Here is an 11,472-nt window from a genome sequence, read left to right as displayed (position 1 = left end):
AAATGACTAACCAATTAAATGCAAAACATGTAGTGGTTGCCGGGCTTGGTCTCAGCGGTCAGGCATGTCTGCGTTTTTTAATGGGTCAGCCGGTAACGCTAAGCGCCTGGGATACCCGGGCTGAGCAAACGCTGCCTGAGGGCATCGATATACCTTTGACTAATGGCGAGCCACCAAAAAATTACTGGGATAACGTTGACTTGCTGGTGGTAAGTCCGGGTTTGGCTCTTGACCACCCCCAATTACAAAGAGCCTCACAGCAAAATGTTGAGATTATTGGTGAAATAGAATTATTTGCCCGCTTTAATCAGGCGTCGGTACTGGGTATTACCGGGTCAAACGGTAAAACCACCGTGACACTGTTAACTACCCATATTTTAAAAGCGTGTGGCATAAATGCGGTGGCAGCCGGTAATGTGGGTTTGCCTGCCCTTGATGCGATGAGCCTGAACCCTGAAGCCATAGTGCTTGAGCTTTCCAGTTTTCAGCTTGAAACAACCCACTCATTAGCATTGGTAGGCGCCACCATTTTAAATATCAGTGATGATCATCTTGATCGTCATAAAACACTGGCCGCGTATAGTGATGCCAAACAGCGCATTTATAATCATGCCCAAAGCGCCTTGTGCTGGCGCGATCAGCAATTAACCTATCCCCTGCCATTGATGGTAGATGTGATTGAATTTGGTCAGCAAGCCGAGCTGCATGATTTTGGGCTGAAAAATCACTGGATTACCTGGCAGGGCGAGCCGTTGGTCAATCTGGCAGAAGTAAAACTAGTAGGTTTACATAACGTACTTAATATACAGGCAGCGCTGGGGCTAGCTATGCTGCTGGGTGTCGATGTGCGCCAGGCAGTAGCGGCTGTGTACACATTTGAAGCGGTTGCTCACCGGTGTGTACCGGTATCTGATAAAGGCGGCATCACCTGGATTGATGACTCCAAAGCAACCAACGTGGGCGCTACCATAGCTGCGTTGCAAGGTCTGGGGGCTGAGCGTCGCGGTAAACTTGTTCTTATCGCTGGCGGTGATGCGAAAGGGGCCGCTGTTAAAGCGTTACAGCCTTATTTTGAGCAGTACGTTGACGAACTGATTACGTTAGGTCGTGATGGCAAACAAATCGGCCGCTTAAAGCAAGGCAGCGTGCATACTGAGTCTATGCAGGCCGCGGTGATTCAGGCTCATCAATTTGCCCGCCCGGGCGACATCGTATTGTTATCACCAGCGTGTGCCAGCTTAGATATGTTCAAAAATTACGAACATCGGGCGCACGCTTTTATCGAAGCTATTGCAAGTGGTGACGTATGTTGACCACGGCAACTGGAAAACTCAGCGAGCTGTTTACGGCCCGACACGGTCAGGTAAGTAGTCAGCGTGCGTATGATTTATCTTTGGTTTTAGTGTCTCTGGCGCTGATGTCTATTGGACTTATTGTGGTGACATCCGCCTCTATGCCCGTGGCCGAGCGTGAATATGGCAACCCCTTTTATTTTTCAGCGCGCCATATTATCTATCTGGTCACGGCGCTGGTTGCCGCCGGTATAGTGCTGACAGTTCCTATGCGCTTTTGGAAAATAACCAATCCGTATTTATTGATTCTTGCCATTGTGCTGTTGGTAGCAGTATTAGTGGTAGGGCGCAGCATCAATGGCAGTACCCGCTGGATTGTACTAGGGCCACTGACCCTACAGCCGGCCGAGCCTGCAAAATTATTCTTTTTTACCTATCTGGCGGGTTACTTAGTCAGACGCTACGAAGAAGTAACCGAAAACATCAAGGGGTTTATAAAACCGTTGGCCGTGCTGTTTGTACTGGCCACCATGCTACTGCTGCAACCCGACTTTGGTACCGCGGTGGTTATGCTTACCACCACCATGGGGCTGCTTTTTCTGGCCGGCGCGCCATTGTGGCAATTTTTCGGGGTTGTGTTTGTCGGACTTGCTGCGGTGGTGTCGCTGATTGTTTTTGAAGAATACCGAATGCGCCGTGTGACCTCTTTTCTGGACCCCTGGGCAGACCCCTTTGGCAGCGGGTATCAGCTTACGCAATCGCTAATGGCTTATGGCCGGGGTAGCTGGTTTGGACAAGGCTTGGGAAACAGCTATCAGAAGCTTGAATTTTTAACTCAGGCGCATTCCGATTTTATCATGGCAATTTTAGCCGAAGAGCTGGGTTTTGTAGGCGTTCTCACCGTGCTGGGACTGATCTTTTTTATGGTCGTGCGCACCTTAAAAATTGGTAATCGGGCATTAGCGCACGAACGGCCTTTTGAAGGATATTTGGCCTATGCTATCGGTATTTGGTTTAGCTTTCAGACCGCGGTAAATATTGGCGCCAGTGTGGGTATTCTACCCACGAAAGGTCTCACGTTGCCCTTAATCAGCTACGGGGGCACGAGCTTGATTGTAATGATGGTGTCCATTGCTTTGTTATTGCGTATTGATTTTGAACTAAGGGTTGATGGCGTACAGGCACTCAATCGGGGCGACAAACCACGACGTTTAAAAAAACCTCCGGTTAAAAGTCGGGCACAAGAAGTGCACAGTGATGTTGAGCAGGAGGCGAACAATGCCAAAGCTTAAACCAAAGCGCTGTGTGATTATGGCTGGTGGTACCGGTGGTCATGTTTTCCCGGCGCTGGCAGTGGCAATTGCACTTCGTGAGCGCGGTTGGGATGTGCAGTGGCTGGGCACCGCCGAGCGTATGGAAGCACACGTGGTTCCGGCCAACCAGTTTGATATTCATTTTTTACCGGTAAAAGGCCTGCGCGGTAAAGGCTTGAAGGTCCGCCTTCAGGGCATTATGGCCCTGACAAAGAGCCTGTGGCATGCGCGCCAGATTTTGCAAAAACTACGGCCTGATTTGGTGATAGGCTTTGGTGGCTATGCCAGTGGACCAGGCGGCGCGGCGGCTTACAGTTTGCGAATACCTTTGGTTATTCATGAGCAAAACGCGGCTATTGGTATGACCAATAAGCTACTGGGCCGATTAGCCCGTAAAATTTTGTTAGGCTTTAATGCGGCACAAGACCAATTTGGCCATGCCGCCAGTCGGTGTGTTACCGTCGGCAACCCAATACGTCATGACATAGCCTTGCTGCAACAAAAAGTAAGTGTTCACATACCCTTGCGAATTTTAGTGGTGGGGGGCAGTTTGGGATCAGCGCCTCTGAACACGGCCATTCCGGCAGTGGTAGGAAATTATGACCAGGTGTCGATATGGCATCAGTGCGGAAAAAACAATGCTGAAGCGGTAGAGCAGGCTTATGCGCCAGCGAAGTGTCAGTGGCAGGTAAGCGAATTTATAGAAAAAATGCACGAAGCGTATCACTGGGCTGATGTAATTATTTGCCGGGCAGGAGCGCTGACGGTTTCTGAAGTCGCAGCAGCGGGTCTGACCGCGGTCTTTGTACCTTTACCTCATGCGGTAGATGATCATCAGACCAAAAATGCCCAGGCGCTGGTAGATGACGACGCGGCTGTATTGATTCCTCAACAGCAGCTGGCTGTACAACTACCAGAAGTCATAGAAAATTGGCTGGCCGATCCGCAGCAATGTTTAGAAATGGGTAAAAATGCCCGTAAGCAAGCGCAGATAAACGCCACCGACAATGTAATTAACCAGTGCATAGCGCTGACAGGAGAAACGGCTGATGGTGTTTGAAACGCCGTTCCAAAGTCCGCAAATGCGGAGAGTAGAAACCATATTTTTCATTGGTATTGGTGGCGCCGGAATGGGCGGCATTGCCGAAGTATTGCTCAATGAAGGCTATAAAATTACTGGCTCAGATCAACAGCCCGGCGCGATGACCAAACGTTTGAGCGCCAAGGGGGCCACCGTGTGTATTGGTCATGCTGCCGAAAACGTAAAAACGGCTGATGTAGTCGTAGTTTCCAGTGCAATAAACGAGCAAAACCCTGAGGTTGTTTATGCACGCGAACACCGTATTCCTATAATACGACGCGCCGAAATGCTGGCCGAACTTATGCGGTTTCGCCACGGCATTGCAGTGGCCGGCACTCACGGTAAAACGACTACGACCAGTTTAATTGCCACTATTTTCGCCGAAGGTGACCTGGATCCTACGTTTGTTATCGGCGGTTTGCTTAACAGTGCCGGTACCAATGCCCGTCTGGGTCGCAGTCGTTATTTGATTGCAGAAGCTGATGAAAGCGATGCCTCGTTTTTGCACCTGCAACCAATGGTGGCGGTGGTCACCAATATTGAAGCCGATCACATGGATACCTACGACGGTGACTTTGGGCGCATGAAAGACACCTACGTAGACTTTCTTCATAACTTGCCCTTTTATGGTCAGGCCATAATGTGCGGCGATGATAAAAATATTCAGGCCATCCGCGAACGTGTTGGACGAAGTATCACCACCTATGGTTTTGAAGAGCACAATGATGTGATAGCCCGTGATGTTACTCTGGGTTTCGGTCAGGCGCAGTTTACAGTAGTGCGCCGCGAACATAACGAGTTGTCGGTAACGCTGAATCTTACCGGTAATCACAATGTGCTTAATGCGCTGGCTGCCATTGCCGTGGCCACCGACGAAGGTGTGGAAGACGAAGCAATTACCCGGGCACTGGCGGGTTTTAGCGGAATTGGCCGACGTTTTGAAGTACTTGGGAATTTTGATACCAGTATCGGGCCGCTAACCCTGGTAGACGATTACGGTCATCACCCTACCGAAGTGGCCGCCACTATAGCCGCAGCTCGGGCTAACTGGCCTGGTCGGCGTTTGGTTATGGTGTATCAGCCGCACCGCTTTAGCCGTACGCGCGACCTATACGAAGATTTTGTTGAAACCCTGTCCAAGGTAGATGTGTTGTTAATGCTCGATGTTTTTGCGGCCAGCGAAGCCCCAATAGAAGGCGCCGATAGCAAATCTTTGTGCCGGTCAATTCGAATGCGCGGACAACTTGAGCCTGTTTATGTGGGTGATAAGGAAAATTTGCAAAGCTTATTGTCGAACCTTCTACGCACCGATGATGTCATAATGACTCAGGGCGCAGGAAATATCGGGCAAATCGCCAGTGAGCTAGCGTCAAAAAAGTGCGAGCCGAAAATTTTTTTGGATGAGAAATAATAATGCAAAAACAATATCAGGCATCTGATTTCGGCCGTGTTGCCGTGCTGCTTGGTGGCGACTCTGCCGAGCGTGAAGTGTCGTTGCGCTCAGGGACTGCGGTTCTTAATGCGCTGCATCGTATGGGTGTAGATGCTATAGCTTTTGATCCCGCGCACAGGCAAATTGTTGATTTAATTGAAGAAGGTATAGATAGAGCCGTCATTATGCTGCATGGCCGTGGCGGTGAAGACGGGTCGATGCAAGGGGCGTTGCAGCTGCTTAACATCCCGTTTACCGGCAGTGGTGTATTGGGCTCGGCGCTGGCAATGGACAAGATTCACAGTAAGCAAATTTGGGAAAGTCTGGGCTTGCCCACCGCTAAATACCAAATTGTTGATAAAACAAGCTTTGAAGCTGGATCGTGCAGCGTTATAATGAAAAAATTGGGGAATAAAGTCATGGTCAAACCCGCTCGGGAAGGTTCGAGCATCGGTATGGCGAAAGTGACTAGCGCTAAACAACTCGAAACTGCCATACACGCAGCTTTTCATTACGATGATCAGGTGCTATTAGAGCAGTTCATTGATGGGCAGGAGTATACGGTAGCGTTGCTACAAGGCAAGGCGTTACCGTCAATCCGAATGTCTACCCCCCATACATTTTACGATTATGCGGCAAAATACCAGGACAATACCACTGAGTACTTTTGCCCCAGCGGGCTTTCGGCTGAAGACGAAACATGTCTTGCCGAACTATCGAGCAAAGCATTTCATGCCCTCTCTGGTAGTGGCTGGGGGCGTATTGATGTAATGCGTGATGAAGCCAGCGGTACGTTTTTCTTGCTGGAGTCTAACACCGTGCCGGGAATGACTGAAAAGAGCCTGGTTCCTAAAGCGGCTGCCGTAGCGGGTATTGATTTTGACACGTTGTCTTTGACAATTTTAGGCACCAGCATGGCTCAAGGCTAAATAAAAAGTGACCAGAACATGCAGGTTTTAACACATACACGAATACGCCTTATTGGCGGCCTGGTATTTTTGCTGTGTGTTATTGGTAGTTTGCTTTATGGCGCGTTAATTGTTCGCGACTGGCTTAAAGACGAACAACGAATGCCTGTGCAGGTTATTGAATTTTCAGGCGACTTTGACCATGTTAGTCTGACCCGGATAGAACGGCTGATTCGAAAAAGCCAACCGGGCAGTTTTTTCGAGCTCGATGTGAATGAGGTATTCAGGCTGGTCGAGATGCAGCCCTGGGTTTACCGGGCCTCTGTGCGAAAGCAGTGGCCTAACACATTAAAAATTTATTTGGTTGAGCAACAACCCGTGGCGCAATGGAACGAGGATATGTTGCTTAATCCTTATGGCGATACCTTTGAAGCCAGTGCTAAAGAGCTTGCTTTACCCCGTTTATACGGCCCGGGTGGCAGTGAAAAAACCGCGCTGGAGGGGTACAACGCCATGAAGTTACTGTTAGCCACCTCGTCAATGGCGATTGCAGAATTATCACTTAGTGAGCGTTTTGCCTGGCATATGCAACTTAAAAACGGCGTCGAGCTAAACTTGGGTCGTCAAAAATTTATTGATAGATTACAGCGGTTTATTGATGTATATCCGCTGTTAACTAAAGAAGAAAAACCAGTTCGGTACGTTGATTTGCGGTACGACACAGGGTTTGCTGTGGGCTGGCACAACGACGATAACAATCAAAGTTAGTGAGAGAGTTTAAATTACTATGTCAAAACCCGCTGAACGCAATTTGATCGTCGGCCTGGATATTGGAACCAGCCAGGTGAAAGCCGTGGTTGGTGAAGTGCTAAATGATAGTCAGATCAGTATTGTTGGTGTTGGAACCTATGCTGCAAAAGGCATGGACAAGGGCGGGGTAAACGACTTAAACCTGGTGGTTAAGTCTGTACAAAATGCGGTAAACGAAATGGAGCTGATGGCCGACTGCAGAGTTTCGTCGGTATTTATGTCTATTTCGGGCCGTCATGTGAAATGTCAGAACGAAAACGGCATGGTGCCCATTAACAACCAGGAAGTAACCCAGGAAGACGTAGATAACGTAATTCATGCAGCCCGCTCGGTGCCCATTGCAGCAGAGCGCCGCTTGTTGCACGTTTTGCCACAGGAATACACCATTGATGTTCAGGAAGGCATAAAAAACCCGATTGGCATGTCAGGGGTCAGAATGGAAGCTGATGCGCATATTATTACCTGCGCCGACGATATGGCGAAAAATCTGACCAAGTGCATAGAGCGTTGTGAGCTTAATGCTGACCAGCTGATTTTCTCAGCGCTGGCGTCAAGTTATGCAGTGCTTACCGATGATGAAAAAGAGCTGGGTGTGTGCGTGGTGGATATTGGCGGCGGTACTATGGATATCGTTATATACACCGATGGTGCTATACGCCATACGGCAGTAATACCCGTGGCGGGTAATCAGATTACCAGCGATATAGCCAAAATATTTCGCACGCCTATTAGCAACGCCGAAGAGATAAAAATGAATTATGCCTGCGCACTGAAAGACATGGTGAGTATGGAAGATAACATTGAAGTGCCCAGTGTAGGCGGCCGTCCCGCACGGGCAATGTCAAGACATACGTTAGCTGAGGTGATCGAACCTCGCTATCAGGAACTATTTGAATTAGTGCACGACGAGATTCGTGCCAGTGGGCTGGAAGAACAAATAGCAGCAGGGTTAGTACTAACCGGCGGTACCGCCAAAATGGAGGGTGCTGTTGAATTTGCTGAGGAACTGTTCCAAATGCCTGTGCGCGTGGGCAAACCAATTAATATAAAAGGTTTGTCTGAATATACTGATGATGCGGGTTTTGCCACGGTTGTGGGTTTACTGCAATATGGCAAAATGCAATCAGAGAATAAGAAAGTCAGCAAACACAAACCGGTCGAAAGTTTTATTAACCGGGTGCAAAGCTGGTTCAAAGGTGAATTTTAAGTTTTTTTATTTTGGGGGCGCTATCGTCGGTTCATAAGGTTGTCAGGGATGTGAATAACCTGCTGATAATGTTCTGGCGTAGTGTTGAAGACGTACAACCGGAGAGTAAGTATGTTTGAATTAATGGATAGCCACGGCGAAGAAGCCGTAATCAAAGTCATCGGCGTCGGTGGCGGCGGTGGCAACGCTGTAGAACACATGGTGTCGCACAGTATCGAAGGTGTTGAGTTTATTGCAATAAACACCGACGCTCAGGTGCTACGTAGCTCAAATGCTGATGTTACGTTACAAATTGGCTCAAGTGTAACCAAAGGCCTGGGTGCAGGCGCCGATCCGAATGTGGGTCGTGATGCTGCTCAAGAAGATCGTGAAACCATTCGACAGTCGTTAGATGGTGCCGATATGGTGTTTATCACTGCAGGCATGGGTGGTGGCACAGGTACCGGGGCAGCGCCCGAGGTAGCTAAAATTGCGCGTGAAATGGGTATACTTACGGTTGCAGTAGTGACTAAACCTTTCCCATTCGAAGGTAAAAAGCGCACAACATTTGCAGAACAGGGCATTATCGAGCTAGCAAACAATGTTGACTCACTAATCACTATTCCAAATGAAAAATTATTAAAGGTAATGGGTCCGGGTACGCCATTGCTGCAGGCTTTCAGTGCTGCTAACGATGTATTACGCGGCGCAGTGCAGGGTATTGCCGAGCTTATTACCCGTCCAGGTTTGATTAACGTGGATTTTGCTGACGTACGTACGGTTATGTCAGAAATGGGTAAAGCAATGATGGGATCTGGCGCAGCCAGCGGCCCGGATCGCGCTGAAGAAGCCGCCGAGTCTGCTATTGCCAGTCCGTTGCTAGAAGATATAGACCTGTCTGGCGCTCGTGGCATTCTGGTTAATATTACCGCTGGCCCCGATTTTGCAATAGATGAGTTTGAGACCGTCGGTAATGCTGTAAAAGCATTTGCCAGCGAAAACGCCACTGTAGTAGTGGGTACCGTTATCGATATGGAAATGACCGACGAATTGCGTGTAACAGTGGTCGCAACAGGTATTGGCGCAGAGAAAAAACCAGATATTTCACTGGTAAGTTCTGAAGGTTCGCGCCTGTCATCCTCAGCTCGGGAGTTTGGTGGAAACACCCCTTCAAATGCTGAAAGCCGCAGTAATGTAGGCGGTACCGATGGCAACCAAGCGCTTAAAGCTGATGATGATGTACAGCCTAACAATGATTTAGAGTATTTGGATATACCAGCGTTTTTGCGTAAGCAGGCCGACTGATATTTTCAGGCTTTAAAAATTGGGCGCATAGCTGACGCTGACAAAGCGTCGGCGCTTAACGTTAAAAGTTCCGATTTTTGACACAGGTAAATAGTGCCTGTATAATATGCGACCGCTTTTTGAATAGGTAAAAGCATAACATGATTAAACAACGTACAATCAAACATCCGGTTCAAGAAACCGGCATTGGTTTACATAAAGGGGAAAAGGTCACTATGACTCTCCGGCCTGCGCCAGCAAACACGGGTATCGTGTTTCGGCGGATTGACCTGGAACCTTTTGTGGATATTCCTGCGCGTGCAAATGCTGTGGGTGACACCGTGTTGTGTACGTGTGTTAATAATGAAGACGGTGTGAGCATTCACACGGTTGAGCATTTGGCTTCTGCACTGGCAGGGTTAGGCATTGACAATATTATTGTTGAAGTAGACAGCAATGAGCTGCCTATCATGGATGGTAGCGCCAGCCCGTTTATTTTTCTGCTGCAGTCTGCGGGTATTGAAGAGCTAAATGCGCCAAAACGCTTTTTACGCATCAAAAAGCCGGTTCGTGTTGAAGACGGTGATAAGTGGGCCGAGCTGCTTCCTCATGATGGGTTTCGCGTTGACTTTGAAATTGATTTCGACCATCCGGTGATCAGTCAGACCCGCCAAAAAATGGTGATGGACTTTGACAGTTGCTCGTATGTCAACGAAGTCAGTCGAGCTCGTACCTTTGGTTTTATGCGTGATGTCGAGTACATGAATGCAAATAACCTAGCGCTAGGTGCCAGCATGGAAAATGCGGTGGCATTGGATGAGTTCAGAATTTTGAATCCTGAAGGCCTTCGTTATGACGACGAATTCTTAAAGCATAAAATTCTTGATGCAGTAGGCGACCTTTACTTAGGCGGTCACAGCATTGTTGGCGAACTAAGAGCTTATAAAACAGGTCACGGTTTGAACAACAAACTGCTTAATGCAGTCTTATCAAATGCCGATGCCTGGGAATTTGTAACTTACGACAATCAGGAAGAAGTGCCAATTCGCTACGCCGAACCCGTACTTGCCTGATATAACAAATACTTGTTAAAAACCGCCCTCTGATTGGCGGTTTTTTTATATCTGCTGCTATGCTTTTGTTATCTGATTTGTCTTCCTTTTCGAGAATATAGCGCTGTTATCGCCAGAATCATTAATCCTATTTGTTCATCGTGGCGAACAGCGGTACACTATTGCTCGATTTTTATAAGAGTTGTGAAATGAAATTAACCATAAACCTGACAGGCAAAACCCTTAGTTACCGCCGCACCTTTAGTGTGCGTACGCTGGTAAGTCTTACGGTGCTGTCGTCTTTGTTTATGCTGGTCTCTAGTCGCTCGACCGATTCGGTAAATGAAGATTTGGCCCGTATTGCGTTGGCGCAACAGGCCAATGATGCGGATCATAAAGAGCTGGATGAACTGACCCTGGGCACCGAAGCCCAACTTCAGGTTTTAATAGAACAACTGGCGCGACTAAACAGCAAAATGTCTCAGTTAGACAACCGCGGCCAGCAAATAGCAGAAAAGTTGGGGATGCAAGCTCAGGATCTTGAGGTTTTTGTATTGCCCGAACCAACAGAATCACTGGATAATGAGCCACTGATCAAACAGTTGCACGCCATGAAAACCTCACTGGATTCTAAATCGCGACAAATCGCGATGCTTGAAAGTCTGGTTTCTGGCCACCATATCCAAGAACAAAGCCAATTGTCGGGAAGGCCTGTAGAGGCAGGATGGTTGTCTTCTTATTTCGGAACGCGTACAGATCCATTTGACGGAAAGCCAGCCATGCATAAAGGTCTGGATTTTGCCGGTGCAGAAGGTGATAACGTTATTGCTACCGCCGCAGGTATTGTCACCTGGGCCTCAGAACGCTATGGCTACGGTAATTTGGTCGAGATTGAGCACAAAGATGGGTATATTACTCGTTATGGGCACAACAAGTCGGTTGAAGTTGCGGTAGGCGATGTCGTTACCAAAGGTCAGAATATCGCGATTATGGGCAATACCGGTCGTTCAACCGGTGCTCATGTGCATTACGAAGTAATAAGAAATGGCCAGCCAATCGATCCGCTTCCCTTTACCCGCAATTGACAAATAATTAATGCTTGCACCAAAAAGTG

General features: G+C 48.3%; 10 protein-coding genes. All 10 read left to right on the top strand.

From position 1 onward, the window contains the following. The first annotated feature begins 2 nt into the window (after nucleotides 1–2). Nucleotides 3–1,313: a UDP-N-acetylmuramoyl-L-alanine--D-glutamate ligase gene (gene murD / locus JK130_RS09600; protein WP_218354099.1), complete on the top strand. Its 1,311-nt coding sequence runs from the start codon at nucleotides 3–5 to the stop codon at nucleotides 1,311–1,313. Then, nucleotides 1,307–2,584, top strand: a complete 1,278-nt coding sequence (ftsW, locus tag JK130_RS09595) for a cell division protein FtsW (protein WP_218354098.1) — start codon at nucleotides 1,307–1,309, stop codon at nucleotides 2,582–2,584. Before murD ends, ftsW begins: the two co-directional genes overlap by 7 nt. Continuing rightward, entirely contained in the window at nucleotides 2,571–3,665 is a 1,095-nt protein-coding gene (gene murG / locus JK130_RS09590) for an undecaprenyldiphospho-muramoylpentapeptide beta-N-acetylglucosaminyltransferase (protein WP_218354097.1), read from the top strand. Before ftsW ends, murG begins: the two co-directional genes overlap by 14 nt. Next, complete coding sequence (gene murC, locus JK130_RS09585; RefSeq protein ID WP_218354096.1) at nucleotides 3,655–5,097, top strand: UDP-N-acetylmuramate--L-alanine ligase; 1,443 nt, start codon at nucleotides 3,655–3,657, stop codon at nucleotides 5,095–5,097. Before murG ends, murC begins: the two co-directional genes overlap by 11 nt. A gap of 2 nt (nucleotides 5,098–5,099) precedes the next feature. Continuing rightward, on the top strand, nucleotides 5,100–6,047 hold the full coding sequence (locus JK130_RS09580) for a D-alanine--D-alanine ligase (protein ID WP_218354095.1): 948 nt from the start codon (nucleotides 5,100–5,102) through the stop codon (nucleotides 6,045–6,047). 18 nt (nucleotides 6,048–6,065) lie between these two features. Beyond that, a complete protein-coding gene (locus tag JK130_RS09575) occupies nucleotides 6,066–6,794 on the top strand; it encodes a cell division protein FtsQ/DivIB (protein ID WP_218354094.1) in 729 nt (242 codons plus the stop codon). Between the two features lie 19 nt (nucleotides 6,795–6,813). Beyond that, a complete protein-coding gene (gene ftsA, locus JK130_RS09570) occupies nucleotides 6,814–8,043 on the top strand; it encodes a cell division protein FtsA (protein ID WP_218354093.1) in 1,230 nt (409 codons plus the stop codon). Between the two features lie 111 nt (nucleotides 8,044–8,154). Next, on the top strand, nucleotides 8,155–9,327 hold the full coding sequence (ftsZ, locus tag JK130_RS09565; RefSeq protein ID WP_218354092.1) for a cell division protein FtsZ: 1,173 nt from the start codon (nucleotides 8,155–8,157) through the stop codon (nucleotides 9,325–9,327). A gap of 140 nt (nucleotides 9,328–9,467) precedes the next feature. Next, the gene (lpxC, locus tag JK130_RS09560; protein WP_218354091.1) at nucleotides 9,468–10,379 is read left to right on the top strand and encodes a UDP-3-O-acyl-N-acetylglucosamine deacetylase; all 912 of its coding nucleotides are present in this window, start codon (nucleotides 9,468–9,470) and stop codon (nucleotides 10,377–10,379) included. Between the two features lie 188 nt (nucleotides 10,380–10,567). Beyond that, nucleotides 10,568–11,443, top strand: coding sequence for a M23 family metallopeptidase (locus tag JK130_RS09555; RefSeq protein ID WP_218354090.1), 876 nt, complete (start codon nucleotides 10,568–10,570; stop codon nucleotides 11,441–11,443). Nucleotides 11,444–11,472: the final 29 nt, after the last annotated feature.

The sequence above is a fragment of the Alteromonas lipotrueiana genome (assembly GCF_019249245.1).
Lineage (GTDB): Bacteria > Pseudomonadota > Gammaproteobacteria > Enterobacterales > Alteromonadaceae > Alteromonas > Alteromonas lipotrueiana.
Note: the sequence above shows the minus strand (reverse complement) of the source record. Positions and strands in the feature narration are given on the sequence as shown.